This is a genomic window from Hylemonella gracilis str. Niagara R (genome assembly GCF_000600295.1).
GTDB lineage: Bacteria > Pseudomonadota > Gammaproteobacteria > Burkholderiales > Burkholderiaceae_C > Hylemonella > Hylemonella gracilis_A.
On record NZ_JEMG01000001.1, the window covers coordinates 1,242,641 to 1,268,856 of the forward strand.

General features: G+C 66.4%; 22 protein-coding genes. 14 read left to right on the forward strand and 8 right to left on the reverse strand.

Features of this window, described 5'->3' with window-relative positions:
* The first annotated feature begins 11 nt into the window (after nt 1–11).
* From AZ34_RS05710 to AZ34_RS05730, 5 genes are all read left to right on the forward strand, one after another.
* Nucleotides 12–998: a tripartite tricarboxylate transporter substrate binding protein BugE gene (locus tag AZ34_RS05710; RefSeq protein WP_197026506.1), complete on the forward strand. Its 987-nt coding sequence runs from the start codon at nt 12–14 to the stop codon at nt 996–998.
* A 67-nt stretch (nt 999–1,065) separates the two neighbouring features.
* Nucleotides 1,066–2,022 carry a site-specific tyrosine recombinase XerD gene (gene xerD / locus AZ34_RS05715; protein WP_035605780.1) on the forward strand — a complete coding sequence of 319 codons (957 nt, stop codon included), beginning with the start codon at nt 1,066–1,068 and terminating at the stop codon, nt 2,020–2,022.
* A 182-nt stretch (nt 2,023–2,204) separates the two neighbouring features.
* Nucleotides 2,205–3,017, forward strand: coding sequence for a ferritin-like domain-containing protein (locus tag AZ34_RS05720; protein ID WP_035605783.1), 813 nt, complete (start codon nt 2,205–2,207; stop codon nt 3,015–3,017).
* A 60-nt stretch (nt 3,018–3,077) separates the two neighbouring features.
* Nucleotides 3,078–4,901: a methyl-accepting chemotaxis protein gene (locus tag AZ34_RS05725; RefSeq protein WP_035605785.1), complete on the forward strand. Its 1,824-nt coding sequence runs from the start codon at nt 3,078–3,080 to the stop codon at nt 4,899–4,901.
* A gap of 381 nt (nt 4,902–5,282) precedes the next feature.
* Nucleotides 5,283–7,106: a methyl-accepting chemotaxis protein gene (locus AZ34_RS05730; RefSeq protein WP_035605788.1), complete on the forward strand. Its 1,824-nt coding sequence runs from the start codon at nt 5,283–5,285 to the stop codon at nt 7,104–7,106.
* A gap of 17 nt (nt 7,107–7,123) precedes the next feature.
* Here the strand turns inward: AZ34_RS05730 and AZ34_RS05735 are convergent, their stop codons facing one another.
* From AZ34_RS05735 to AZ34_RS05755, 5 genes are all read right to left on the reverse strand, one after another.
* Nucleotides 7,124–7,531 (reverse strand): Fur family transcriptional regulator, encoded by a 408-nt coding sequence (locus AZ34_RS05735; RefSeq protein WP_035605789.1) that lies wholly within the window; start codon nt 7,529–7,531, stop codon nt 7,124–7,126.
* Between the two features lie 100 nt (nt 7,532–7,631).
* Nucleotides 7,632–8,198 carry a DUF3299 domain-containing protein gene (locus AZ34_RS05740; RefSeq protein WP_035605792.1) on the reverse strand — a complete coding sequence of 189 codons (567 nt, stop codon included), beginning with the start codon at nt 8,196–8,198 and terminating at the stop codon, nt 7,632–7,634.
* A gap of 7 nt (nt 8,199–8,205) precedes the next feature.
* On the reverse strand, nt 8,206–9,474 hold the full coding sequence (locus tag AZ34_RS05745) for an ABC transporter permease (protein WP_035605793.1): 1,269 nt from the start codon (nt 9,472–9,474) through the stop codon (nt 8,206–8,208).
* Nucleotides 9,471–10,187 carry an ABC transporter ATP-binding protein gene (locus tag AZ34_RS05750; protein WP_035605796.1) on the reverse strand — a complete coding sequence of 239 codons (717 nt, stop codon included), beginning with the start codon at nt 10,185–10,187 and terminating at the stop codon, nt 9,471–9,473. Before AZ34_RS05750 ends, AZ34_RS05745 begins: the two co-directional genes overlap by 4 nt.
* A 9-nt stretch (nt 10,188–10,196) precedes the next feature.
* The gene (locus AZ34_RS05755) at nt 10,197–10,793 is read right to left on the reverse strand and encodes a DUF2796 domain-containing protein (protein ID WP_035605807.1); all 597 of its coding nucleotides are present in this window, start codon (nt 10,791–10,793) and stop codon (nt 10,197–10,199) included.
* A gap of 184 nt (nt 10,794–10,977) precedes the next feature.
* Between AZ34_RS05755 and AZ34_RS05760 the strand changes: the two genes are divergently transcribed.
* Nucleotides 10,978–11,919 (forward strand): NAD(P)/FAD-dependent oxidoreductase, encoded by a 942-nt coding sequence (locus AZ34_RS05760; RefSeq protein WP_231495468.1) that lies wholly within the window; start codon nt 10,978–10,980, stop codon nt 11,917–11,919.
* A 20-nt stretch (nt 11,920–11,939) separates the two neighbouring features.
* Here the strand turns inward: AZ34_RS05760 and AZ34_RS18635 are convergent, their stop codons facing one another.
* On the reverse strand, nt 11,940–12,659 hold the full coding sequence (locus AZ34_RS18635) for a DUF3299 domain-containing protein (protein WP_051509558.1): 720 nt from the start codon (nt 12,657–12,659) through the stop codon (nt 11,940–11,942).
* Nucleotides 12,660–13,004: 345 nt separating this feature from the next.
* Nucleotides 13,005–16,217: an error-prone DNA polymerase gene (locus tag AZ34_RS05770; protein WP_035605811.1), complete on the reverse strand. Its 3,213-nt coding sequence runs from the start codon at nt 16,215–16,217 to the stop codon at nt 13,005–13,007.
* 213 nt (nt 16,218–16,430) lie between these two features.
* Here AZ34_RS05770 and AZ34_RS05775 point away from each other — a divergent pair, with 213 nt between their 5' ends.
* The 6 genes from AZ34_RS05775 (at nt 16,431) to AZ34_RS05800 (ending at nt 23,158) form a co-directional block, all read left to right on the forward strand.
* Nucleotides 16,431–17,225: a spermidine synthase gene (locus tag AZ34_RS05775; RefSeq protein WP_035611012.1), complete on the forward strand. Its 795-nt coding sequence runs from the start codon at nt 16,431–16,433 to the stop codon at nt 17,223–17,225.
* A 360-nt stretch (nt 17,226–17,585) separates the two neighbouring features.
* The gene (locus AZ34_RS05780) at nt 17,586–18,038 is read left to right on the forward strand and encodes a tripartite tricarboxylate transporter TctB family protein (RefSeq protein ID WP_051510075.1); all 453 of its coding nucleotides are present in this window, start codon (nt 17,586–17,588) and stop codon (nt 18,036–18,038) included.
* Nucleotides 18,039–18,050: 12 nt separating this feature from the next.
* Nucleotides 18,051–19,562 carry a tripartite tricarboxylate transporter permease gene (locus tag AZ34_RS05785; RefSeq protein WP_035605813.1) on the forward strand — a complete coding sequence of 504 codons (1,512 nt, stop codon included), beginning with the start codon at nt 18,051–18,053 and terminating at the stop codon, nt 19,560–19,562.
* An 86-nt stretch (nt 19,563–19,648) separates the two neighbouring features.
* Nucleotides 19,649–21,271 carry a gamma-glutamyltransferase family protein gene (locus tag AZ34_RS05790; RefSeq protein ID WP_035605814.1) on the forward strand — a complete coding sequence of 541 codons (1,623 nt, stop codon included), beginning with the start codon at nt 19,649–19,651 and terminating at the stop codon, nt 21,269–21,271.
* 27 nt (nt 21,272–21,298) lie between these two features.
* A complete protein-coding gene (locus AZ34_RS05795) occupies nt 21,299–22,198 on the forward strand; it encodes a DMT family transporter (protein ID WP_035605816.1) in 900 nt (299 codons plus the stop codon).
* Nucleotides 22,199–22,369: 171 nt separating this feature from the next.
* On the forward strand, nt 22,370–23,158 hold the full coding sequence (locus AZ34_RS05800) for an SDR family oxidoreductase (RefSeq protein WP_035605823.1): 789 nt from the start codon (nt 22,370–22,372) through the stop codon (nt 23,156–23,158).
* 150 nt (nt 23,159–23,308) lie between these two features.
* Here AZ34_RS05800 and AZ34_RS05805 read toward each other — a convergent pair whose 3' ends face one another.
* Nucleotides 23,309–24,232 carry a DMT family transporter gene (locus tag AZ34_RS05805; RefSeq protein WP_051509559.1) on the reverse strand — a complete coding sequence of 308 codons (924 nt, stop codon included), beginning with the start codon at nt 24,230–24,232 and terminating at the stop codon, nt 23,309–23,311.
* Between the two features lie 130 nt (nt 24,233–24,362).
* On the opposite strand from AZ34_RS05805, the gene AZ34_RS05810 reads away from it, so the two are divergent.
* Nucleotides 24,363–25,358, forward strand: coding sequence for a quinone oxidoreductase family protein (locus AZ34_RS05810; protein ID WP_035605826.1), 996 nt, complete (start codon nt 24,363–24,365; stop codon nt 25,356–25,358).
* 31 nt (nt 25,359–25,389) lie between these two features.
* Nucleotides 25,390–26,202 carry an NUDIX hydrolase gene (locus tag AZ34_RS05815; protein WP_231495469.1) on the forward strand — a complete coding sequence of 271 codons (813 nt, stop codon included), beginning with the start codon at nt 25,390–25,392 and terminating at the stop codon, nt 26,200–26,202.
* The last annotated feature ends 14 nt before the right edge of the window (nt 26,203–26,216 follow it).

Consider the following 26,216-nt stretch of genomic DNA (forward strand, 5'->3'; position numbering starts at 1 on the left):
GAGACCCGATCATGCTGCTGCGACGTTCCTTCGTCACCGCTCTTTCCTGCGCCGCCGCCCTGGCTGCCCTGGCCTACGGTCCGGTGGCCCAGGCCCAGGCTTGGCCGGCCAAACCGGTCAACTTGCAGGTGCCCTTCGCGCCGGGTGGCACGACGGACATCATCGCCCGCGTCATCTCCGAGCCGCTGGGCAGGGAACTGGGTCAGGCCGTGGTGGTGCTCAACAAGGCCGGCGGTGGCGGTGTGGTCGGTGCGACCGAACTGGCGCGCGCCACGCCTGATGGTTACCTGATCGGCATGGCCACCGTGTCCACCACGGCGGCCAACCCGGCCATCAACACCAAGATCCAGTACAACCCGTTGACGGACTTCGTGCCCATCGTGAACATCGCGGCCACGCCCAACGTGATCATGGTCCACCCGAGCTTCCCGGCCAAGGACTTCAAGGGCTTCGTTGAGGAAATCAAGAAAAACCCCGGCAAGTACTCCTACGCCTCGTCGGGAACGGGCGGCATCGGTCACTTGCAGACCGAATTGTTCAAGAGCCAGAGTGGCCTGGACATCGTTCACATTCCCTACACTGGCGCCGGCCCAGCGCTCAATGACATCGTCGCCGGCCATGTGCCGATCATGTTCGACAACCTGCCTTCGGCATTGCCGCACATCCTGGGCGGCCGTTTGGTGGCCATCGCCGTGGCCTCGCCCCAGCGTGTGGCCAGCTTGCCCAACGTGCCGACTTTCAAGGAGGTCGGTTTCGAGGGAGTCAACCGCCCGGCCTACTACGGACTGCTGGCGCCCAAGGGCACGCCGGTTGCCATCGTCAACAAGATCAACGCTGCCACGCTCAAGGCCCTGCAGGACCCGGCCGTGCGCAAGCGCATCGAGGACACCGGCTCCTTCGTGATCGGCAATACGCCCGCGCAGTTCGCCGACCAGATCAAGGCCGAGCTCGCTGTTTACAAGAAGGTCGTGGAGACCCAGAAGCTTACGCTGGACTGATCACGTTTCCGCGCACGCAAACGCCGCGCTGCTGCTCGCAGCGCGGCGTTTTTTTATGATCGCACCCATGAACTCCGAGTCGCTTGCCGCTTCTCTCGATGCCGTGCAGGCCTTTATCGACGCGCTCTGGCTCGAGGAAGGGCTGTCGCGCAACACCCTCGACGCCTACCAACGCGATCTCGCCTTGTACGCCCGCTGGCTGGCGGAACCCGGCGAGGGGCGGGCGTCCAAAAACTTGGATGCCAGCGGCGAGCCCGATCTGAACGCCTACTTCGCTGCCCGACACGCCCAGACCCGAGCCACCACCGCCAACCGGCGTCTGACCGTTTTCAAGCGGTACTTCCGCTGGGCCGTGCGCGAACGTCGCATCCAAGCCGACCCGACCTTGCGCCTGCTCGCTGCCCGGCAGCCCCTGCGCGTGCCCAAGACCCTGAGCGAAGCCCAGGTCGAGGCCTTGTTGGCCGCGCCCGACCTGGGCACGCCACTGGGTCTGCGCGACCGCGCCATGCTGGAGTTGATGTACGCCAGCGGCCTGCGCGTGAGCGAACTGGTGGGACTCAAGACCTTCAACGTCGGCCTGAACGAGCATGTGCTGCGCGTGACCGGCAAGGGCAGCAAGGAGCGCCTGGTGCCTTTCGGCGAGGTGGCCGCGGATTGGCTGGGGCGTTATTTGCATGAGGCGCGCCCTGAGTTGCTGGGTCAGGTCGGCGCGACGCCGCACGCGGCGAAACAGACCGATGACCTTTTCGTGACCCTGCGCGGCAGCCGCGCGGGCGAGGCCATGACCCGGGTGATGTTCTGGGCGCTGGTCAAGAAATATGCGCGGGTCGCAGGCGTCACCTCGCCCCTCTCGCCACACACCCTGCGCCATGCCTTCGCCACCCACCTGCTCAATCACGGCGCCGATCTGCGGGCCGTGCAGATGTTGCTCGGGCATGCCGACATTTCCACGACCACCATCTACACCCATGTGGCGCGCGAGCGGCTCAAGACCCTGCACGCCCAGCATCACCCGCGAGGGTGAGCCTGTGGCCGAGGGCGTTCTTTCGCGGTGTTCCAACCCTCTGAGCAAGCAGGCAGGCGGCGGGCCGCGCCGCCGATTTCGGAGCGCGCAGCGCTCCATGAGGCGGACGGCCCGCCGCCTGCCTGCTTGCGTGCGTTGCCCGGATCATGACCTTGCCGCGTGCACCGCTACCATTTGCAGCCATGAACAGCGACAGCGCCCCCGAACTCCGCGCCACTTGCCTGCGCCTGCTCACCCTTGCCGACCCTGTTGGCAAGGCCGCCGAAGTCCTCACGCTCGACGTCCGCGCTGGCCACCTCGACACGGACACCGTGTTCAGCACCCAGGCACCGCATGGCCAACCGGGCCGGACTGACAAACCGCCATTGCTGCCGCACACACAAATCAAATTCGGCAGCCTCAACACACCCCGCGGCCATGCCGCCCTGGTGCATTCCATCGTGCACATCGAGCGCAACGCCATCGACTTGGCGTTGGACATCTGCTGGCGATTCCCGGGCCTGCCTGAGGCCTTCTACCGCGACTGGCTGCGGGTGGCGCGGGAAGAGGCCAAGCATTTCACCCTGCTGCGCGCGCATCTGCAAACCCTGGGTTTTGACTACGGCGACTTCCCGGCCCACAACGGCCTGTGGGAGATGGCCGAACGCACCCGGGACGACCTGCTGGCCCGCGTGGCGCTGGTGCCGCGCACGCTGGAAGCGCGCGGTCTGGATGCCTCGCCCGGCGTCAAGGCCAAGCTGCTGTCCATCGGTGACCTGCGCGGTGGCGAGATCCTGGACCTCATCCTGCGCGAGGAAATCGGCCATGTCGCCACCGGCAACCACTGGTACGCCTGGGTCTGCGCGCAGCGTGGGCTGGACCCGCTGGTCACGTATGCCGAGTTGACGACGCGCTACCAGGCCCCACGCTTGAAGCAACCCTTCAACCTCGAGGCGCGCCGTGCCGCAGGCTTCACCGACACCGAATTGGAACGCCTGCAGACCGGGGCTGCCTGAGCCTAAGCCGTTTTTGAGAGAATGATTCGTCTTTCGCGGCATACGACAAGGAACTACAACATGAAATACTCCCATCTGAAGATAGGCACGCGCTTGGGCGTGACCATCGGCATCCAACTGCTCTTGATGGTCGTCATGGGGCTGATGGGCTACATCAGCCTGAAGAAGATGGATGAGGCCGCCTACGCGATTTACCAATCGCAGCAACGCGTCACCTTGGCCACGGATTGGGTGCGCACCCTGGAGGCGCACCAAGAGGTCTTGACAGCCTACGTGCGCAGTTTCAACCCCGCCGAAAACAGTCGGCTGGAAACCGTGATCGCCTCCCATGCCCAGCGGGTGCTGGCGATCGACAAGCAACTGAACGCCTTGTCCACCGAGGAGGGCCGTGCGGCGCTGGCGGTTGTCAACCAGGTCGCCCAGTCCTACCGTGACGCGCGTGACGATCTGATGAAGCTGAAGAAGAACTTCAGCCAGGAAGACCTATTCCAACTGGAAAACCTGAACCAGACGCGCATCGTTCCTGGCTTGCAGGCCTATGCCGCCCAGGTGGGCAAGCTCGCCGAAGTGGCCGGGGCCGAGGCCACCGCAGCGGGCGAGGACGCGCGCGCCACTTGGCAGCGCGGTCGTGTCGTGTTGATTCTGTGTGGTGTCATTGCGCTGAGCGCTGGCCTGGCGTTGGGCCTGACCCTGACCCGCAGCATCACCCGGCCCATTGCCGAGGCTGTGCGCCTGGCCGACACCGTGGCTGCGGGGGATCTCAGTCAGCGCATGGAATCGCAGGCCAAGGACGAAACGGGACAGTTGCTGCGTGCCCTGGGCACCATGAGCGAACGCTTGCGCACCGTGGTGTCGGAGGTTCGTGGTGGTGTTGAATCGGTCTCCTCCGCCTCCGGCCAGATCGCCTCGGGCAATCAGGATCTGTCGGCCCGAACCGAGCAGACGGCGGCCAGCCTGGAGGAGACCGCCGCCAGCATCGAGCAGCTCACCAGTTCCGTGGTGCAGTCCGCCGACACCGCCTTGCAGGCCAACCAGTTGGCCAGCGGCGCCGCCCAGGCCGCCCAGCGCGGCGGCGAGGTGGTGCAGCAAGTCGTGGCCAGCATGGCCCAGATCACTGAATCGTCCCGCAAGATCGGCGACATCATTGGTGTCATCGACGGCATCGCCTTCCAGACCAACATCCTGGCGCTGAATGCTGCGGTGGAAGCGGCCCGTGCGGGTGAGCAGGGTCGTGGCTTCGCGGTGGTGGCCGGGGAGGTGCGTAATCTGGCGGGGCGCAGCGCGGAAGCCGCCAAGGAAATCAAGGGCCTGATCGGCGATTCGGTCGATGCCGTGCAGATGGGCTCGATCCAGGTGGCTCAGGCCGGTCAGCGCATGGACGAGATCGTGAGCAGCGTGCGCCGTGTCAGTGACCTGATCGGCGAGATCAGCACGGCTTCTGCCGAGCAGCGCGACGGCATCAACCAGGTGAACCAGGCCATCAGTGGTCTGGACCAGATGACGCAGCAGAATGCCGCGTTGGTGGAGCAATCCACGGCCGCGGCCACCAGCATGCGCGACCAGGCCCAGCGGCTGGCGGAGGTGGTGGCGGTCTTCAAGGTCGGGACCAATACCCTGGCGCAGCAGACGACGACCCCGCCGACCCAACCCCCCTCGACCACGGCATCGAGTCGGCCATCCCGTTTGCCGGCGACGCCGCCAACAAGCACTGGGAAGGTGGCTTCGATTGGTGCCATTGCCCGCCCTTCGGCCGCCGATAAATCGACGCCCGGCATCTCGCCCCGCCCCGCACCTTCCTTGCCCGCAGCCAAGACCGAGGGGCGCAAGGACGCCGTGGCGGGCCAGGGCGCGACCACGGACGACGGGAGCTGGGAAAGCTTCTGACGCGACGGGTTGAACCTGTTTCTGCGCGTTCAGTGCGCAAGGCAGGAGCCGCTGTCCAGCGGCTCCTGCCTTGCGCCTTAGTCTTTTTTCTCCTTCTTGCGCCAGAGCCATCGGCGGGTACACCAACATTGCGTGTCGCCCGCGCCCTTGACCTGTGTCAAGAATCGTGAAATCCAGGGGGCTGCGCGTCAGGCCGAGGCGCGGCCGCTGCGCCTGCGCCACGGCAAAACTTCCAAAACTTGAATCGCCTTACGCCCGCGTGTGGGCGTGGCTAGCCTGATGCGCGCTCGGGAGGAGTGGGTTTGATGCCCATGATCGTACGGATGCTCATGGAGGGCACCCGGCGAGAACCGGGCCAGATTCAAAGGGATGGAGAGAAAAATGGATTACTTCAGTCACCTGAAGATAGGCACGCGCCTGTCGCTCGCCTTGGCCGCGCTGACACTTTTGTTGATGGTGGTCGGTCTGCAGAGCATTCTGGGCTCAACGGACATTCAGAAGCGACTCGTAGACATCGTTGATCGGCGCATGGTCATCATCGAGGAGGTGAACGACCTGCGCCTGGAAGTCAATGAGCAGGCGCGCAGCATACGCAACCTGGCGCTTTTCACCAATCCAGAGCAGATCAAGGCCGAGCTCGCGGAACTGGCGGAATCACGCCGCATGGTCAATGAGTTGGTCTCGCGTGTCGAAGCCAGAATCGAGTCACCCAAAGGCCGTGAACTGCTTGCCCTCGCGGCCGATGGGCGGGGCAAGTTCCGCGATGGCGTGGACCGGTATGTCGCGATGCTCGAAGCCGGTCAGCGCGACGCTGCGGTGGCCTATTTGCTGTCAGGCGTGCGTCCGGTTCAATTGGCCTATCTGGCGGCGCTGGATCAGCAGATCGAGCTCCAAAAAACGCTGTCACATGAAGCGGGAGCCGTCGCGCTTTCAGAGGTGAAGACCTTGCGGCTGTCTGTGGCTGTGGCCATCGTCATCGCGCTGGTGCTGGCTTTCAGCCTCGGCGTCTGGATCGTCCGCTCCATCACCCGCCCCATCGCGCAGGCCGTTGCCTTCGCCGAAGCAGTCGCGGCCGGTGATTTGAGTCGTGAAGTCAGTTCAAGGCAGCGGGACGAGACGGGGCAGTTGCTCCAGGCACTGGGCACGATGCAGCACAGCCTGGTGAGGGTGGTGGGCATTGTGCGCCAGGGTTCGGACGAGGTGGCGACGGCCAGCGCACAGATCGCGCAGGGCAACCAGGATCTGAGCGCGCGCACCGAAAGCCAGGCCAGTTCCCTGGAAGAGACAGCGGCGTCGATGGAGGAGCTGTCATCCACCGTGACGCAGAACGCGGACAACGCTCGGCAAGCCAATCAGCTCGCGCAGAACGCTTCCTCCGTCGCCCTGCAGGGGGGCGAAGTTGTTTCGCAGGTGGTTGAGACCATGAAGGGTATCAGCGACGCGAGCAAGAAGATCGCCGACATCATCAGCGTGATCGACGGCATCGCCTTCCAGACTAACATCCTCGCCCTGAACGCGGCGGTGGAGGCCGCACGTGCCGGCGAACAGGGTCGCGGTTTCGCCGTGGTGGCCAGCGAAGTGCGCAGCCTGGCGGGTCGCAGCGCGGATGCGGCCAAGGAGATCAAGGCACTGATATCCGACAGCGTGCACCGGGTCGAAGCCGGCACCACGCTGGTGGATCAGGCGGGGGCGACGATGCAGGATGTGGTCAACAGCATCAAGCGCGTGACCGACATCGTGGGTGACATCAGCGCGGCCAGCACCGAGCAGAGCCAGGGCGTGGCGCAGATCGGCGAGGCCGTGCAGCAGATGGATCAGGTGACCCAGCAGAATGCGGCACTGGTCGAGGAAATGGCGGCAGCTGCCAACAGCCTCAAAACCCAGGCCAAGGAACTGGTCGACGCAGTGGCCGTGTTCAAGCTGGCGCATGGCGTTGAACTTCGCGCGTCCACGCCTTCGTCGATGTCAGGGCAGGCGGAGCATCCCAATTCCCTCACAACGGCACCTCACCCGTTGGCACGCGCAGGCTCAGGCAGCCATGCGCCTGAGCCCATGAAGGTACCGCCAGCTGTGACTGCATCCAAACCCGCAGTTCCCAGGCCCAAGGTTGCTCTGAAACAGGCGCCACAGCCTTTCCTGGCGGCCGAGCCTGCCAAGGCGCGTGCCACCACAGGTGGGGCCAGCGAAGAGTGGGAGTCCTTCTAGTCAGCGCCCTGCCAGCTTCAGGCGTGGGCCGCGCTGCGAGTCGCGGTGCGTGCTTGCTGTCGGCAGTCGCTGCAGGAGCCGTACAAGGTCAGTTCGTGGTCGTCCACCACGAAACCTCGGGGCGCCAGTTTCTGCATATTGCCCGGGCAGGCGTGCACGTCGAAGACCCGATCGCAATGGCGGCAGCGGAAATGGTGGTGGTGCTTGTGGCCGGCGAGTTCGTAGCGCGGCGGCTCGCCCGGCAGCTCCACGGGCCGGATTTCCCCGGCTTCGACCAGCTGCTTGAGATTGCGGTAGACCGTGGCCAGTCCGAGGGCTGGCACCTCGTGTTGGGCGGCCAGTTGGATCTCCACCGGCAGCAAGGGGCGGCCTGCGACGTCCAGGGCGGCGCGGATCGCGTGGCGTTGGCGGGTAGAGCGTTCCATGGCGCAATTGTGGCAGGTGGTCCGGGGCGGCTTGGCGAGGTCGATGGGAGAGCGCCGGCCCGAGGCATTCAGGCCCTGGGTGAGTCACCTCGAGGGCGTTTCATTTGCCCGTGTACTTCACGACACGCGCGGCCTGCAAGCTGTAGCCGCTCACGCCCATGTCCGAGCCCTTGCGTTCCCGACCCAGGGTGCCGCTGACCCAAACCGCGCTCATGGTCTCGAAGCCCTTGAGGGGGGTCTTAGAGCGCACGAGGATGATCTGGTTCGCGGGCGGCGGCGGTGTGTGGATGCAGGCGCCGAAGTAGGGCACCAGCAGGAACTCACGCAGTCCATTTGCATTGCCTTCCAGTGGCACGATGAAGCCGGGTATCTTCACCGCCTTGCCTTCGAGCTGGGGCACCGTGGGCGCTTCGTCCCAGACCTTGCGCATGCGGTCGTAGAGTTCCTGCACGCGGTCGTCGGAATCGGGCAGCCCCGCCAGGTGCTGCAGGTCCCGGAAGGAGTCCGCCGGGTTCCAGTCCCGCGGCACCAATTCTTCCCACTGGATTTCCGGGTAATCGGCGGCCTTGCTGCCTTGCGCCAGCGCACCCAGGCTCAGCAGGGCCAGGGCCAGGCCAGTCAGCAGGCGACGGGAGATCGGGGCGATGGAGGGGAGGGCAGGGCGCATGGTGTTGTCAGATCCTTGGGGAGAGGCCATCGGCCAGCGACAGGCGGTAGGCCCGCCAGCCGGGCAGCAGGCTGGCCAGCCAGCCCGCGATGAGCAAACCGGCCAGCAGCCAGCCCTGCGCGAGCGTGGGTTGCGCCAACTGTAGCGTCAGTCCGAATTCCGATTGCAGCCAGGGGCCAAGCGCCAACACACAAGCCGCCAGCGCAGCGATGCCCAGGCCGGTGCCGACCAGGGTCATCAGCATGCCTTCGAGCGCCAGCAGCAGCAGCACATGATGCAGGCTGGCCCCGACCGCGCGCAGCACCGCCAGCTCGCGCCGCCGTTCGTTCAGGCCGGCGAGCACCACCGACATCAGGCCCGCCATGCTGACCAGGGCCACCAGCCCGGACATCAGCATCAGCGCGCGTTCGCCGGCGCCCACCACGTCCCAGAGTTCGTCCAGCGCCACGCCGGGCAGGATGGACATCAGCGGTTCGCCGCCGAAGTTGTTCACCTGGCGCTGCACCGAGAACACCGCGGCGCGGTTTTGCAGTCCCACCAACGCGGCGGTGACGCTGCGAGGCTGCAGGTTCATGCGCCGCGCCTCCTCGGCGCCCACGCGCAAGCCAGGCAGTGGGGCGCCCGCGATCCAGTCCACATGCAGGGCTTCCATGGCCTCCAGGCTGATGTGCACCGTGCGGTCCACCGGCGTGCCGGTGCGCGCAAGCACGCCCACCACGGTGAAGGGTTTGTCCGCGTGCTCGGAGAGGCTGATCTCGCCCGTGCCGTGGGCCAGGGTGATGCGCTGGCCCACGCGGTAGCCCAACTGGTCCGCGACCTCCGCGCCGATCACGGCGTCGTACAGATCGCGGAAGCGCTCGCCCGCCTGCAGCCGCAGCGGCTGCTGCTCGCCGTGACGGAAATGGTCGAAATACCCGGTGGTGGTGCCCAGCACCGGAAAGCCCCGGTGCGAGTCGCCCAGGGACAAGGGCACGACCCAGGCCACGCCGCGCAACTGTTGCAGTGCTTCGATGCTGCTCCAGCGGATGTTGTTGGTGGCCGCGCCGACGCGGAACACCGCATACAGCAAGAGTTGAACGGAACCGGTGCGCGGCCCGACGATCAGGTCGGTGCCGGACACGGCCGAGGAGAAGCTGCCGCGCAGGTCCGTGCGCACGCGCTCCACACCCAGCAGCATGAAGGTGGACAGGGCGATGGAGCAGACGGTCAGCGCCAGCGTGAATCGCCGGTTCCAGGCGCTGCGCCAGGCCAAGCCCAGCAGAAAGCCGCGTCTCATGCCAGGACCTCCTCGGGGCGCGTGGCCCGGTTGATCGAAGGCAGCAGCACTTGCCGCCCGAAGCGCGTGGCGATGCGCCGGTCATGGCTGACCAGCACCAGCGCGCTGCCCGCGCGCGCGCAGGCCGACAGCAGCAGGTCGAGGAAAACGTCGCGGCGGTCCTCGTCCAGCGCCGAGGTCGGTTCGTCGGCGATCACCAGGTCCGGCTGGCCGATCAGCGCGCGCGCGGCGGCCACGCGCTGCTGCTGGCCGACCGACAGGGTGTGCGCGGGCCGGCGCCACACCGAGGCGTCCAGCCCCATGCCCGTCAGCCAGTGCTCGGCCCCCGCCAGCAAGGAGCCGTTCGCTTGCTCAGCCGCCGCGTGGCGCCGCGCGGAGAAGCGGCAAGGCAGCAGCACATTGTCCAGCGCGGTCAGGTAGGGCAGCAAGTTGAACTGCTGGAAGATGTAGCCGACATGGTCAACCCGGTGCCGGTCGCGTGCCATGGGGCGCAAGGCGCGCCAGTCGGTGCCCAACAGGGCGGCACGCCCGGACTGGGGCAGCAGGATGCCAGCCATCAGCGACAGCAGGGTGCTCTTGCCGCAGCCGCTGGGGCCATGCAGGAACACGGTCTCGCCGGGCGCCACACCGAGCTCGGTGATGTCCAGGCAGTCCTGCTCTGTTCGCGGCCAAGCGTAGCGCAGGTCTTTCAATTCGAGGAGCAGGCGTGCCATGACTGTGGTTCAGCGGCCCAACTGCAGGCGGGGTGCGTTGGGGCGCAATGTGCGTTTGAACTGACCCTGGGGCGAGGCCACCTGGGCATCGATGGCGCGGATGCGCGGGAAGGCCTCGAACAGTTTGACGTCGACATGGCGGGCCTGCGGGGCCTGGGCGCAGTTGAAGACGATGTCGATGTCAATGTCGGCGTGCTCGTCCTTGGCGTGGCCTGGCTTGTCATCGTGACCATGACCTTGGCCATGGACGCCCTCCTTGTTTTCCTCGCCCAGGCCCAGCACGGCCGAGTGCAGCGTCACCTTCGACAAGGTGCAGGCAGCGGCCGGGTCGGGCAGGAACAGCTGGTCGGCGGCGTTCAGGCGGGCCACCATGTCCGACACGCGCTGGCGCTCCGCATCGTTGCGCGGCGCGCGCTCGAAGCCGAGGAAGCCGTCCAGCGGCGATTCGATGGTCAGCGTCAGGGTCTGCGCGTCGACCGCCACGTCCATGGACAGGCGACCATGGGTGTGAGCGTGCTGCTGGGCCAGGGACGGCAGCGCCAGGGCCAAGGCTGTCGTGAGCAGAGCGAGAGCACGGACTGCGTGGCGGGAGGGAAATGCGGACATGGAGGCTCCTGTAGGGTTGAAAAACGACAAGTCGATAACGTTATCAATTATTCATTATCATTTGTGAGGGGTGTGTGTAGAAAAGAAAATGGACTGGAACCCGTCCGTTTTCTTGCGCCAAATCGATCCGAGCGCGCACGCCCGCATTCTCGCAACAAGCGGGGTCAGCCCCGAGGAAATGAACATGAGCAACAAGGACTTGGGCGCCGATGTCCCCCAAATGTTTTTTGACGTGGCCGTGGTCGGCGGCAGCTACGCTGGCCTGTCGGCCGCGATGCAACTGGCCCGCGCGCGCAGGCGCCTGCTGGTGATCGACGCGGGACAGCGTCGCAACCGTTACGCCGCTGCGTCCCACGGTTTTCTGGGGCAGGACGGCCGCGCGCCAGCGGAGATCGCGGCCGAGGGCAAGGCCCAACTGCTGGCCTACCCCACTGTGTCCTGGCTGGAAGACACGGTGCTCCAGGCGGAAAAGCATGGCAATGGCGCCGGCAATGCCGAGGGATTTGTCTTGCGCACGGGCCAGGGCCGAAGCGTGCGGGCCCGGCGGCTGATTCTGGCGCTGGGCGTGGTGGATCAACTGCCCTCCATCGAGGGCCTGGCACCGCGCTGGGGCCGCAGCGTCTTCCATTGCCCCTACTGCCACGGTTACGAACTGGGACAGGGGCGCATCGGCGTGCTGGGCGTTGGTGATTTGTCGCTGCACCAGGCCTTGATGCTGCCGGACTGGGGCCAGGTCACTTTCTTCACCAACAACGGGGCCTGTGCGTTGGACGACACCCAGCGGACCCAATTGGCCGCGCGGGGTGTCACGCTCGAGCCACGACCCATCGCCCGCATCGTGGACCAGGCGACCGTGGAACTCGCGGACGGCACGCGCGTCGAGATGGACGGCCTGTTCACCGCGAGTCAGACCCGCGTGGGCAGTCCGATCGCAGAGCAACTGGGCTGCGCCTTCGAGACCGGCCCGCTGGGTAGCTACATCCGCACCGACGCCCTCAAGGAAACCACCGTGCCTGGCGTCTTCGCCTGTGGTGACGCCGCGCGCGCGGCCGGCAACGTGGCCTTCGCCGTGGGTGACGGGGCACAGGCGGGCGTGGCCACGCACCAGTCCCTGATGTTCCGCTGAACTGGTCCGGTGCTCTCTTTTCAGTAGCGCACGACGCGGGCCTGCGCCATCTGGTAGCGCACGGCCACCTGACCCTGGGCCTCGACCGGGTTCGACGAATTTTCGACGCGCAGCACGCCCTCGATCCACACCGCGTCCATGGTGCGCAGGCCCGCTGGCGCGGTGGCGGTGTGCACGTGGATGATCTGGTTGGCCGGCGGTGGCGGCGTGTGGATGCAGGCGCCGTGGTAGGGCACCAGCAGGAACTGCTTCAGGCGTCCGTCCGCCCGCTCCAGTGGAACGACGTAACCGGGGATGCGGATGCGCTGGCCGTCCATGGCCGGGTTGGCCGGTGCGCTTTCTCCCGCTTCGCGCAGCTCGGCGTAAAGCGCCACCGCGCGCGGATCATCGTCTGCCAAGGCCGACTGCGCGCGTACCCGTTCCAGTACCTCGCGCTGCCGTGGCGACATCTCGGCTGCCAGCGCCTGCCAAGCGAGGGTGAGAGGGGCCGAGCCAGAACTCGGGATCGCGCCTGGGAGCGTGGGGCTGGGCCTGCCTGCGGCATGGCCTTCGCCGCGTACCTGGGCTGGGTCGCGGAAGTCTGGCGTGGCGGGTGGTGAGGGCAGGAACACCCCGATCAGCACCAGTACCAGCAAGGCGCCCAGGCCCAGCAGGCGCGGGTCCCGCAAGCCTGCACCCAGGCGGCGCCAAGCGCGCAGCCGGGACTGCGGACCCGCCGGCCTGCTGCTGTTTGCTGGCATGGCGATCGGCCTCTGGGGAGGGGCGGGTTCCGTGGTCCGGGAGTTGGGCATGGTGGGAGGAAAGAGACAGGGCGCGTGCGGTGCGCCAGCAATGCATGCGTCTGGCCTTGTGCCTGTGAATATGTCTTTGAATGCGCCTAGGGACGCGCCGAATGCGTGAGAGGCTGCATGGGCAGCGATGTGTCCGTAAGAACGGTGGTCAGAACCAGGCCGGGGCGGGCCTTGGGGGTGGCACCGAATCGGCGATGATAGGCAAGTCGCAAGCATGCAGCAAGGTAAGGGCCATGTGAGAGTTATGTGGGGGCCATGTGGAGGTGCGTGCACTGAGCATGTGGGGACCGTGGGTCAATGGAAGTCCCGGCTGTGTGTGCTCAGGCGGCCCAGCCAGGGTGTCAGGTCTTCCAAATGCGCCGCGATCAGGTGGCAGACCTCGCCCTCGCGCTGCCAGGTGCCGCGCACCGCGAGCAGACGGGCCGTGAGCAAGGTCGCGCGCTGCTGCTCGCGCAGTGCCTTCCAGACGATGACCTGCACGTGACCGGTCTCGTCTTCCAGCGTCACGAAAACCACGCCCTTGGCCGTGCCCGGTTGTTGCCGCGCCAGCACCAAGCCGCAGGCTTGCGCGGGGCGTCCGTTCGCCCAAGTCTGCAGAGCCTGGGCCGTCTGCAAGCCCCGGCGCGCCAGGCGCGGGCGCAGCAGGGCCAGTGGGTGGCGGCGCAGGGTCAGCCCCAGGGCGGCGTAGTCGAAGACGATTTCTTCCCCCTCGGGCGCGGCGGGCAGGACCAGCGCTGCTTCGGCCACCGGCGCGTCACGCAGCAGGGCCGGCGTGGCGTGCAGCGCCGCTGCGTCCCAGACTTGCTGGCGGCGGTGGCCCGCCAGGCCCAGCAACGCATCGCCGCTGGCCAGCGCGCGCAAGGTCGCGGCGTTCAGTCCGGCGCGCAGCGCCAGCGTTTCGGTGTCGGGGCAGGGCCCTAGCGCACGTGCCTGCACGATGCGCCGGGCGCTGCTTTCGTCCAGGCCCGCGACCAGGCGCAGGCCCAGGCGCACGGCGGGCTGGGTCGGGGTCGTGTGGCGATCTGGGTTGGGTAGCTCCGCAACGGCGTCAACCGGCGCCTCGTCGTCCGGCGGCTCCAGCGTGCAGTCCCAGTCGCTGTGCAGCACATCGGGGGGGCGCACGGCCACGCCATGGCGCCGGGCGTCCTGCACCAGTTGCGCGGGACCGTAAAACCCCATGGGCAGGGAGTTGAGCAGTCCGGCCAGGAAGGCTGCGGGCTCGTGGCGCTTGAGCCAGGCGCTGCTGTAGACCAGCAGGGCGAAACTGGCCGCGTGGCTTTCAGGAAAGCCGTACTCGCCGAAGCCCTCGATCTGTCGGAAGATGGCCTCGGCGAAATCGCGCTCGTAACCGCGCGCCGTCATGCCATCGATCAAGCGCTGCTGGAACTTGTCCACGCCGCCCTTGCGCCGCCAGGCCGCCATGGCGCGGCGCAGCTGGTCGGCTTCGCCGGGCGTGAAGCCTGCGGCGATGATGGCGATCTGCATCACCTGTTCCTGGAAGATGGGCACGCCCAGGGTGCGCGCCAGCGCCGGGCGCAATGCTTCATTGGGCAGGCTGAGGGGCTCGCCACGCCTCTGGCGCTCCCGTTGTTCGAGGAAGGGATGGACCATGCCGCCCTGGATGGGGCCGGGGCGCACGATGGCCACCTCGATCACCAGGTCGTAGAAGCAGCGCGGCCGCAGGCGCGGCAGCATGCTCATCTGCGCGCGACTCTCGATCTGGAACACGCCCACCACGTCGGCGCGGCAGACCATCTCGTAGGTCTCGGGGTCCTCGGGTGGGATGTCCTGCAAGCGAAAATTCCGGCCGCGCCATTGACTGACGAAATCCAGGCTGCGGCGGATGGCGCTGAGCATGCCCAGGGCCAGCACGTCGACCTTCAGCAGGCCCAGTGCGTCGATGTCGTCTTTGTCCCACTCGATGGTGGTGCGCCCTTCCATGGCGGCGGGGACCACGGGCACCGTGCGCGTGAGCTTGTCGCCCGTGAGCACGAAACCGCCGCTGTGCTGCGAGAGATGGCGTGGAAACCGCAGCAGGGCGCGCGTGAGTTCCATCAGCAGGCGGATCGGGCGGCTGTCTGGGTCCAGTCCCAGTTCCCGCAGGCGTTCGTGGTTCACTTCGCGTCCGTCCCACCACTGATGCGCCTTGGCAAGCGCGTCGATCAATTCCTCTTCCAGGCCCAGCGCCTTGCCCACGTCGCGGATGGCGCCGCGCGCGTGGTAGGTGTGCACGGCCGCTGTCAGCGCGGCGCGGTCACGGCCATATTTTTTGTAGAGGTACTGGATGACCTCTTCGCGACGCTGGTGTTCGAAATCCACGTCGATGTCGGGTGGCTCATTGCGCTCCTTGCTGATGAAGCGCTCGAACAGCACGCTGGTGCGCGCCGGGTCCACCTCGGTCACGCCCAGGCAGTAGCAGACGGCCGAATTGGCGGCCGAGCCCCGGCCCTGGCAAAGGATGTTTCTGTCGCGCGCGACACGCACGATGTCGTAGACCGTGAGGAAGTATTTCTCGTAGCGCAGATCGCTGATCAAGGCGAGCTCGTGCTCCACCTGCTGGCGCACCACCGCTGGCATGCCTTGCGGGTAGCGCCGCCGCGCGCCTTCTTCCGTGACCCGGCGCAGGTAGGAGGCCGGCGTCTCGCCCGCAGGCACCACTTCTTCGGGGTACTCGTACTGCAGCTCGTCCAGGCTGAAGTGGCAGAGCTGGGCCACGCGCTGTGTCTCGGCCAGCAGCTGGGCCGGGTAAAGGGCGGCCAGACGCTGGCGCGAGCGCAGGTGGGCCTCGGCATTGGCTTGCAGCGCAAAGCCGCATTCGGCCACGGGCCGGCCCAGGCGGATGGCCGTCATCACATCGTGCAGCGGCTTGCGCGAACGCAGATGCATGTGAACGCCGCCCGTGGCCACCAAGGGCACGTCCGTGGCCTCGCCCGCGGTCGTCAGGCTGGTCAGCCACAGCGCGTCATCCAGCCGTTGTTGCAGTTCGACGGCCAGCCAGCAATGGGCGAAGCGCTGGCGCAGCCAGCTCAGGCGAGCGGTCAACAGGGGCGCGAAGGCTGGATGTTCGGGGCGCAACCCCGCGCGGTCTGGCAACAGCAGGGCCAACACCTCGCGGCTGTCCAGCGCCAGGCGGTCCCAGTCCCGTGCATGCAGGCGGTAGCGGCGGTGGTGTTTCGGGTCCGCTTGCGCTCGCAGTCGCGTGATGAGCTCGCACAGATGCCCGTAAGCCGCGCGGCTGCGCGCGAGCAGCACCAGGGTGAAGCTGTGCTCATCACCATCGGCCTCCACCCGCAACTCGGTGCCGATCACCAAGGGCAGACCCAGGCGTTTGGCCTCGCCGTGCGCGCGCACCACGCCGGCCATGCTGCACTCGTCCGTGATCGCCAGTGCCCCGTAACCCAGCGCCGCTGCCCGCGCCACCAGTTCCTCGGGGTGCGAGGCCCCGCGCTGGAAGCTGAAGTTGCTCAGCGTGTGCAGTTCGACGTAACCGGGGAGGGACAAGGACATGGACCCAGGTTGTCGTGTGGCGGCGCGGGCAGGAAAGCGGGTCTGTATTTTACTGTATATAAATACAGTCATCACGACGCCATTCCCGTTCGGTTGAGCCAGCCATGCTGAGGTCTTCCAGAAAGAGAGGCGCTGGGCGCCTACGGGAATGCCCATCAAAGGCATTAGAGTGCGGGCTCCCTGCCCGTGCCGCATCCCATTTCCCCACGCACCGTGAATTCAGCCCGCCCCACTTTTCCCGAAGTCCAGTTCTCCGACGAGGGGCGCATCCGCCATCTGCATCTGGACAGCATCTGGATTCAGGGCTCCATGGACACGCGCGACCCGGTCCGGCTGGTGCACGAGTACGTGCAGCGCATGATGGTCTGGTTGTTGTTCGTGGAACCCGACAGCGTGCCAGGGCGCCGCGCCATGCAGCTGGGCCTGGGCGCGGGCTCGCTGACGAAGTTCTGCGTGAAGATGCTGCGCATGCCAACCACGGTGATCGAGCTGAATCCCGGCGTGTTGCATGCCTGCCGGGGCTGGTTCCATCTGCCCGAGCCAGGGCCCCTGCTCGACATCGTGCTCGCGGACGCGGAGCAGGAAATCAACAACCCGAAGTGGTGGGGCACGGTGGACGCCCTGCAGGTTGATCTGTACGACCACGAGGCCGCCGCACCGGTGCTCGACAGCGTGGCTTTTTACACGGCCTGCCGGCGCCTGTTGACGGAGGACGGCTGCATGACGGTGAATCTGTTCGGCCGGCGCGCGAGTTTCCAGCAGAGCCTGGCGCGCATGGCCGAGGCTTTTGGCGCGCAGGCCTTGTGGCGCTTCAAGGCCACGCGCGAAGGCAACACCGTGGTGCTGGCTTTCAAGCAGGCCGCGCGGGGGCTGGATTCGGGTCTGAGATCGCGAGACCGCACGGCACGCGCGGGTCTGAGCGCGCGCGCCGAGGCCATCGAGGCGCGCTGGGGCCTGCCCGCGTTGAAGTGGTTGAAAGGCTTGGAACCGGTGTCCGATGCCGCCTGAGGCACACAGGCGCGCGGTAGTTGCATGTCGCATGCAGCAAGAGCGATTCGGTGGATGAAATGCCACAGTTGCAGCGCTGGGCGCCACATGGATCGGTAAAGATGCGTAAAGAGAGCGCCAATTCACCCCGCAATAGGCTCCCGGTTCATGTGAGATGACGACAGAAGCCGGGATATTTTTTGCAAGATGAATTCCCTTGACGGAAGAAGCGGTCCGAATAGGTGGAATCCAGAACAAGCCAGCCTGGCAATCAGGTGCACAATGCCCCCCTTTTTGGGCCGGGGTATTTCGTCCCCGGCGGGTTCAGGAGAAGAGTGCGTGAAAGTGATCAAGAGCGAGAAGGACTTCTTCTCGGGCCTGATGTTCGTCATCGTGGGCGGCGCCTTTGCCATCGGCGCAACGGGATACACCATCGGAACGGGCGCTCGCATGGGGCCGGGATACTTTCCGTTGCTGCTGGGCATTTTGCTGACGGTCCTTGGCCTGTTCGTCATGCTCAAGGGCTTACGCAAATCCCAGGATGGCAAGGGCGACAAGTTGGGCGGGGTGGCCTGGAAACCATTGGTGTTCGTCATTGGTGCCAACTTGCTTTTTGGCGTGTTGCTGGGTGGCTTGCCCAGCATTGGCTTGCCGTCCTTCGGGCTGATCGTCGCCATTTACGCGCTGACCGTCGTCGCCAGCCTGGCTGGTGAGCGGTTTTCCCTGAAGGGTGCACTGATTCTGGCCACCATCCTGGCAATCACCAGCTACGTGGCGTTCGTGAAGCTGCTCAATCTGCAGTTCCAGGTCTGGCCTGCTTTCATCACCGGTTAAAGGGTCCGCATCATGGAATTGTTTGATCACCTGTCGATGGGTTTTGGCGTCGCCTTCACCTTTCAGAACCTCATCTACGCCCTGATCGGTTGCGTTCTGGGCACCCTCATTGGTGTGTTGCCGGGCGTGGGGCCGGTGGCCACCATCGCCATGCTGCTCCCCGCCACCTATGCCCTGCCGCCGGTGGCCGCCCTCATCATGCTGGCGGGCATCTATTACGGCGCGCAGTATGGTGGCTCGACCACGGCCATCCTGGTCAACCTGCCGGGTGAGTCGTCCTCGGTCGTCACCGTCATCGACGGTTACCAGATGGCACGCAAGGGCCGCGCGGGCCCCGCGCTGGCGGCGGCTGGCCTGGGCTCCTTCTTCGCAGGCTGCGTGGGCACCCTGGTGCTGGCGGCCTTTGCCGTGCCGCTGACCGAGGTGGCCTTCAAGTTTGGTCCGGCCGAATACTTCTCGCTGATGGTGCTGGGCCTGATTGGCGCCGTGGTGCTTGCTTCGGGTTCGCTGCTCAAGGCCATCGCGATGATCGTGTTGGGCTTGCTGCTGGGCCTGATCGGCACCGATGTCAATTCGGGTGTCGCGCGCTATAGCTTCGACATCCCTGAGTTGACGGACGGCATCGGCTTCATCGTGATCGCGATGGGCGTGTTCGGCTACGGCGAGATCATCCAGAATCTTTCCCACTCGGAAGAGAAGCGGGAAGTCTTCACGGGCAAGGTCAAGAACATCTACCCGACGCTCCAGGATCTCAAGCTCATGGCGCCCGCAGTGCTGCGTGGCACCACGCTCGGCGCCTGTCTGGGCATCCTGCCCGGCGGCGGCGCGTTGCTGTCGTCCTTTGCCGCCTACACGCTGGAAAAGAAGACCAAGCTCAAGCCGGGTGAGGTGCCCTTCGGTGAGGGCAATATCCGCGGCGTGGCGGCGCCCGAGTCCGCCAACAACGCAGGTTCGCAGACCTCCTTCATTCCGTTGCTGACGCTGGGCATTCCGCCCAACCCGGTGATGGCGCTGATGGTGGGCGCGATGACCATCCACAACATCCAGCCGGGTCCACAGGTCATGACCAGCAACCCCGAGCTGTTCTGGGGCCTGATCGCCTCCATGTGGATTGGCAACCTGATGCTGATCGTCCTGAACCTGCCGCTGATTGGCATGTGGATCAAGCTGCTGTCGGTGCCGTACCGCTGGCTGTTTCCGTCCATCGTGCTGTTCTGCGCCATCGGTGTTTACTCGACCAACAACAACACCTGGGATATCTGGATGGTGGCCATGTTCGGCATCGTCGGGTACGGCTTCATCAAGTTGGGCGTGGAACCCGCGCCCTTGCTGCTGGGCTTCATCCTGGGGCCGATGATGGAAGAAAACCTGCGGCGTGCCTTGCTGCTGTCGCGCGGGGATTGGTCCGTGCTGGCCACCCGGCCGATCTCGGCCGGCCTGCTGCTGGCGGCCCTGCTGCTGCTCACCATCGTGCTTTTGCCGGCGGTCAAGTCCAAGCGGGCGGAAGCCTTCGTCGAGGACTGATAAGCTCGGGCGAGCAGACCCTCAGTGAAAACGGCGCTGCAGGCGCCGTTTTTTCTTCCGTCGTTCCTTTATTGAAGACCCCTGCCATGTCCTTCGGCTACAGCAACCCCTATCCCAGCACGCGCCTGCCGGTGTTCGCGCGCAACATCGTTTCCACCTCGCACCCGCTGGCGGCCCAGGCAGGGCTGCGCATCCTGCAGCAAGGCGGCAACGCGGTGGACGCCGCCATCGCCGCCGCCGCCGCCATGACCATCGTGGAGCCGGTCAGCAATGGCCTGGGCAGCGACGCCTTCGCCATCCTCTGGGACGGTCAGCAATTGCACGGTCTCAATGCCTCGGGACGTGCCCCGCAGACCTGGACACCCGACTACTTCCGCCGCAAATACGGCGCCGATGCGCTGAACCCGCCCAAGCGGGGCATGGACAGCGTGACCGTGCCGGGTGCGGTGGCTGGCTGGGTGGCCCTGAGCGAGCGCTTCGGCAAGCTGCCCTTCGCCGATCTGCTCGCGCCTGCCATCGATATTGCCGAGCGTGGTTACCTGATGCCCGTGGTGGTGCAGCAGAAATGGGCTGCCGCCACGCCCGAGCTGCAAGACCTGCCGGGTTTCGCGCAGAACTTCCTGCCCTGGGGCCGTGCACCCGAGGTGGGCGAGCTGTTCAAGTTCACGGCCGCCGCGCGTGGCCTGCGCGCCATCGCCGGCACCAAGGGTGCAGCCTTCTACGGTGGTGAAATCGCCGAGGCGATCGTGAAGTTCTCAGCGCAGAACGGCGGCAGCCACGCGGTGAGCGACTTCGCGAACTACAAGCCGGAATGGGTGACGCCCATCGCGCAGGATTACCGTGGCCACACCCTGCACGAGATTCCACCCAATGGCCAGGGCATCACGGCCCTGATCGCCTTGGGCATCCTTGCCCATTTCGACCTCAAGAGCCTGCCAGTGGACAGCACCGCCTCTCAGCACCTGCAGATCGAGGCGATGAAGCTTGCCTTCGCGGATGTCTACCGCTACGTGGCCGAGCCGGGCAAGATGGAGGTCACGGCGGCGCAGCTGCTGGACCCGGCCTACCTGGCCCAGCGTGCCAAGCTGATCGACATGAAGAAGGCGCAGGATTTCGGCGCCGGCAACCCGGTCAAGGGCGGTACCATCTACCTGACCGCGGCGGACGAGAGCGGCATGATGGTCAGCTTCATCCAGAGCAACTTCATGGGGTTTGGCTCGGGCTGCGTGGAGCCGACCTTTGGCATCAGCCTGCAGAATCGCGGCCACGGCTTCACGCTGGACGCCAAGGCCGCAAACCCCGCCAATCTGGTCGCGCCGGGCCAGCGGCCTTTCCACACCATCATCCCTGCCTTCCTCACCAAGAATGGCCAGCCCGTGATGAGCTACGGCGTGATGGGCGCCAACATGCAGCCGCAAGGCCATGTGCAGACCCTGGTGCGCATGCTGGACTACCGCCAGAACCCGCAGACTGCCTGCGACGCGCCGCGCTGGCGCTACAACGCGGGGCTGGAGATCAACGTCGAGCAGCAGATGCGCGCCGACACCGTGGCTGGTCTGGCCGCCTTGGGCCACCGCATGGAGGTCATCAACGACAACTACCAGGATTTCGGCGCGGGCCAGTTCATCTGGCGCATGGGCGATCCGGCTGTCGAGGGCTACATGGCTGCCAGCGACGCGCGACGCGATGGCCTGGCTGCGGGTTATTGAACCTGTGCGCAGCTTGAAAGTGTCCTGATGCAGGCGGCGCTCGCGCACAAGGGAGACCGGGCCACCGGTCTGGTCTATGCCACCGTGGGCGCGGTGGCTTTCAGCGGCAAGGCCATCATCGTCAAGCTGGCCTACCGCCACGGCGTGGACGCAGTCACGCTGCTGATGTACCGCATGCTGTTTGCGCTGCCCATCTTCCTGGGCATGGCCTGGTGGAGCGGCCGGGGCCAGGCCCCGCTGACCCGCAAGGACTGGCTCGGAATCTTGGGCCTGGGGCTCACGGGCTATTACCTCGCGAGCTTTCTCGATTTCGCTGGGCTGGCCTACATCACAGCCTCGCTGGAGCGCCTGATCCTGTACCTCAACCCCACCCTGGTCATGCTGCTGGGCTGGCTGTTCTACCGCAAGGAAGTGTCCACGCGGCAGATGTTGGCCATGGCCATCAGCTACGCGGGTGTGTTCCTGGTCTTCGGCCATGAAGTGAGCCTGCAGGGCAGCCACGTCTTGTTGGGTGTGCTGCTGGTCTTCGGCAGCGCGGTGAGCTACGCGGTCTACCTGGTCTACAGCGGCCAGATGGTGCAGCGCTTGGGCACCTTGCGCCTGGTGGGTTGGGCGACCTCGGCGGCTTGTCTGTTCTGCATCGCGCAGTTCCTGCTGTTGCGACCGGTTTCGTCGGCCATGCAGGTGGCGCCCCCGGTGCTCTGGCTTTCACTGCTCAACGCCACGGCCTGCACGGCCGTGCCGGTGCTGCTGGTGATGATGGCGATCAAGCGCATCGGCCCGGCGGCGGCGGCACAGGCCGGCATGGTCGGGCCGTTGTCCACCATCCTGATGGGGGCGCTGCTGCTCGATGAGCCGCTGACCTTGTGGGTGTTGGCGGGCACTGCGCTCGTATTGACGGGCATCTTTCTCTTTGGCAAGAAATAAGACCAACTACCCGCAGGCTGCGCGCCTCACTGGGCGCTAGGCCGGTCCCCTCCCGCACGCGGAGGGGGCGCACTCAGCGGCCAGGCAAAGCCGGCTCCGCGAGTGCACTGGGTCGGGTGTGGGTGTTCAAGCCTTATTTATCATCCTTCTAATTTTTCAAAGAGGCACACCATGGATTTGGGCATCAAGGGCAAATGGGCTTTGGTCGGCGGCGCGAGCAAGGGCCTGGGCTACGGCTGCGCACAAGCGCTGGCGCAGGAGGGCGTGAACGTGGTCATCGTCGCGCGCGGCAAGGACGCCTTGCTGGACGCGGCGACCCGTCTGAAATCGGAATGTCCCGGCGTGGAGGTGATCGCCGTGCCGGTGGACATCACCACGCCCGAGGGGCGCGCGGCCATCTTCGCCGAGCGCAAGGACTACGACATCGTGGTCACCAACGCGGGCGGTCCGCCGCCTGGTGACTTCCGCACCTGGGATCGCGAGGCCTGGATCAAGGCCGTGGACGCCAACATGCTCACGCCCATTGAACTCATCAAGGCTACCATCGACGGCATGGCAGCGCGGGGTTACGGGCGCATCGTCAACATCACCTCCAGCGCGGTGAAGGCGCCGATCGACATCCTCGGGCTTTCGAACGGCGCGCGCAGCGGTCTGACGGGTTTTGTCGCGGGGCTGGCCCGCAACCCTCAGATCGCGAGCAAGGGCGTGACGCTGAACAACCTCCTGCCCGGTGCCTTCGACACCGATCGCCTGCGGGTCACCATGGTTGGCGCGGCTCAGAAAACCGGCAAGCCGATCGAAGCCATCGCCGATGCCCGTCGACAGACCATTCCCGCGCAGCGCTTTGGCACGCCTGCGGAATTCGGCGCGATCTGCGCCTTCCTGTGCAGCTTGCACGCGGGCTACATCAACGGACAGAACGTTCTGGCCGACGGCGGCGCTTACCCAGGCACGTATTAATTTAAAACACCCCCAGGCTGTGCGCCTCGTTGGGTGCGTACGCCAGGGCATGGGCTCGGGATCTGGTCGGGGGACACCGCCGATCCGGCTTGGCCGGGCGGCTGGTGTCGTCCCCCTGGGGGGAAGGCGCCGCAGGCGACTCAGGGGGGCTTACCGTTTCGACGCGACCACGATGCCGCCGACCAGCAGGATGAAGGCCGCGCCGTGGTAGAGCTGCGGCAGCTCGCCCAGCAGCAGGGCCGAGAGCAGGGCGGTGAAGAAGGGGATGAAGCAGATGAAGAAGCTGGCGATGGTGGGGCCGGCGCGCTGCACGGCCGCGCCCCAGGCGCGGTAGGCCAGGATGGCCGGGCCGATGACCACGTAGAGCAGGGCCGCGGCCAGCGGCCAGCCCCAGACGATCGCGTGGTCGGACAGCGCGGTTTCGCCCACCGCGAACATGCCGGCCCAGACCGAGCCGTAGAGGGTCTGCGCGAACAGAAAGGCCGCCCAGTTGCCGCGTATGGCCTGCGGTTCACCTTGGGGCCGCACCAGCATCCAGCTGTAGACGGCCCAGCAGAGGGTGGCCATGAGGATGTAGAAATCCCCAGGCAGCAGGTGGAAGTTGCGCAGCGTCTCCAGGTCGCCGCGGCTGAGCACCAGCACGACCCCCGCGATGGACAGCAGTGAACCCACCATCTGGCGGCGCGAGACCGGTTCCTTGAAGAAGACGCGGCCCACCAGCTGCATCCAGATCGGCATGCTGCTGCCCACCAGGGTCATGTTGATGGGTGAGGAGGTCTGCAGCGCCATGTACTGCAGGGCGTTGTAGGCGCCCACGCTGAAGAGGCTGAGCCAGGCAAAGCGCCAGCGATGCGCCCACAGGCCGCTGCCAGGCCGCAGCACCCAGGCCGCCAGAGGCAGTAGCAGGAGGCTGGCCAGCGACCAGCGCAGGAAGTTGAACATCAATGGCGGCACCAGGTCGACGACCAGGCGACCGACGATGGCGTTGCCGGCCCAGAGAATCTGGGGCAGGGTGAGCAGCGCGAGGGTGGAGAGGGTGAGCCGATGGGGACGGGAGAGTGAAATGTCTGACATTGCCGCACTGTAGCAAGCGCCGCCTCACCTCGCGCGCCTACCACTGCCCCGGGGCATTGCGTATGTCGCCCGGGCAACAGCAGGCGGCGCCTTAGAATGCCCCGGCTTGTGTACCGAGGAGATGTTTTCCATGAGTCAGATCCGTTCCCGCGCCGTGCGCATCGATCAAACCGGCGGCCCCGAGGAGATGAAGGTCATCGAGGTCACGGTGGGTGAACCCGGGCCGGGTGAAATCCGCATCCGCCACCACGCGGTGGGCCTGAACTTCATCGACGTCTACCAACGCAGTGGCCTCTATCCCTTCCCCATGCCCCTGCAGCTGGGCATGGAAGGCGCGGGCGTGGTGGAAGCCGTGGGCGCGGGCGTCACGCACCTGAAGGTGGGGGACCGCGCCGCCTATGCCAGCCAGCCGCCAGGGGCTTACTGTGACGTGCGCGTGATGCCCGCCCGGTGCGTCTGCAAGCTGCCCGACAGCATTTCCTTCGAAACCGGCGCGGCCATGATGCTCAAGGGCCTGACCGCGCAGTACCTGCTGCGGAAAACGCTGCCGGTGGAAGGCTTGACCCGGGGCGACTTCGTGCTGTTCCACGCAGCCGCAGGCGGCGTGGGCCAGATCGCCTGCCAGTGGGCGCGTGAACTGGGTCTGCAATTGATCGGCACGGCAGGATCGGACGCCAAGTGCGCCCTGGCCAAGGCCAATGGCGCGGCCCACGTCATCAACTACAACACCGAGGACTTCCTCGCGCGCGTGAAGGAGATCACCGGCGGCCAGGGCGTGAAGGTGGTCTATGACAGCGTGGGCAAGGACACCTGGGACAAGTCCCTGGACTGCCTGCGTCCCTTCGGCCTGATGGCGAGTTTCGGCAATTCCTCCGGCGCGCCCGCGCCCTTCGCCCCGGGCATGCTGGGGCCCAAGGGCTCCCTCTACGTGACGCGGCAGACCTTGTTCACGCACATCGCCACGCGCGAGAGTACCCAGGCCATGGCGGACGATCTGTTCGCGGTCGTGGCCAGTGGCAAGGTGAAGATCAACATCGACCAGCGCTACCGCCTGGAAGACGTGCAAGAGGCGCACCGCGACCTGGAAGCGCGCAAGACCACGGGCAGCACCATCCTGACGCTGTGACCGTGAATTGGATGGCGAGAGGGAGAGGCCTGTGACGAGCGCGCCGGCGGCATCGTTGTTGCGCTACGAGCGCGCGCCGCTGCGGCCGCGCGACCCGCTGTGGCTGCGCATCGGCGCTGCTCCGCCGCTGCGCATCGGTTCGGTCGAGCCCGAGGTGGCGCAGGCGCTGGCCCTGGCTTCCTTCGACGCGGGCTGGTGCATCCATGCCTTCAGCCGTCCCGACGCCACCCTGGCCACCCTGGCGCAGACGCTGCGCGAACGTGGCCTGCTCGGCGCCTGGCGCGATGAGCTGCTGCCGGTGCATGCCGAGTCGGGCGGGGCGCAGTTGGGTGAGCCCGTGGGTCGCATCGAACGCGCCGCCGTGCGTGCCCTGGGCATCGCCACGCGGGCGGTGCATCTGCATGGTGTGTCGCCTCAGGTGCAAGGGCCGCACGGCGTCTGGGTGCAGCTGCGGTCCTTGAACAAGGCCAACGACCCGGGCCTCTGGGACACGCTGATGGGCGGCATGGTCAGCGCGGCCGACACGCTGGAGCAAGCCCTGGCCCGTGAGACCTGGGAGGAAGCCGGTCTGCGCCTGGATGCGCTGCGTGACCTGGCGCATGCTGGCGTGCTCGAAATCCGAAAGCCCAGTGACAGCCCCAGCGGCGTGGGCTACACGGTGGAGCGCATCGACTGGTACCGCTGCACCGTGCCGACCGAGGTCCTGCCCGTGAACCAGGATGGCGAGGTGGAGCGTTTCGAGCTTGTGTCGCCCGAACGCGTGCGCGCGGACGTGAGGTCGGGGCGCTACACGCTGGAGGCCGCGCTGATACTCGCGCCGGACCTGGTTCAGCCACGCGCGTGAGCGCGCATCTTCAA